General features: G+C 63.0%; 1 protein-coding gene. It reads left to right on the top strand.

All coding sequences use genetic code 11. The features are described 5' to 3' along the window. Positions 1-275: 275 nt before the first annotated feature. Positions 276-875, top strand: a 600-nt coding sequence (locus VI25_RS22730) for a hypothetical protein (protein ID WP_152981798.1), incomplete at its 3' end; no start/stop codon positions are given.

Below are 875 nucleotides of genomic sequence, written 5' to 3'. Positions count from 1 at the left end.
GACGGGGGCACCGTGCGCGGCCGCTGTGAAAGCCGGCACCACCTGGCACCCCTGTTGGTAATACTTTGCCCGCGCCTGAATGCAGCGCTGCATCTCAAAAAAGCAGCGCAAGCAGTTGGCGTAGGTGAGCCCAGACTGGCTACCCACGTGACAACCACCTCATCGCCGACGTAGGTTTCTCGGGCCGTTGGATGTACCTGGGGGTGCGGTGTATCTTGGCCCTCTGCTAGCCCTGGCACCAGATGGTGTCCAGTGGGCCTGCTGTTTACGTGCATATGCTGGAATTCACGAGTATCCGGGCTTTCTACGCGTTTTTGCAAGCCCCGCCGCCACCCGATGATGACTTCGCCGTCCGGCGGCTGGAGGATGCCCAGCGGCTCGTCAACAAAGTAAGTGCCCCAGCATTTCGGCACTGCTTTTACGTCATTGCGCTGCACCTGACGGGCAACGTCGCCTACCACGCCGGCAGCGCGCAGCGCTACCTCGACGGGCCCTTTATCTTCTTCAGCCGGCCCTACCAGCTCACGTCCTGGGAATTGCCCACCGACGCGGTCTTGCACGGCTTCCACCTGATGTTCGCCGAAAGCTTCCTGCGTCGTTACCCCGCGCTGGCCGGGCTGGTCGGCAAGCTGCCCTACCTGCAGGTGGGCAAAGCCGTGCCCTTTGCCATCGAGCCCGCCGACGTAATCCTGCTGACCAGTACCTACCAGCAGATCATTGAGGAGTGCTACGGGGGCAAGCCCGACCGCTTTGACCTGATTGCCACGTATCTGCAGGCTCTGCTGTTTCAGGTGCGGCGCCTGTACGATAAGGCTACTGCCGGCGACGAACCGGCCCATACGGCGGCGGGCTCCGCCGACGAGGCTTGGTGGGCC

The sequence above is a fragment of the Hymenobacter sp. AT01-02 genome (assembly GCF_000961955.2).
Classification (GTDB): Bacteria; Bacteroidota; Bacteroidia; order Cytophagales; family Hymenobacteraceae; genus Hymenobacter; species Hymenobacter mucosus.
The sequence above is the reverse complement of the archived record's forward strand: the minus strand, read 5'-3'. Positions and strand labels throughout refer to the sequence as shown.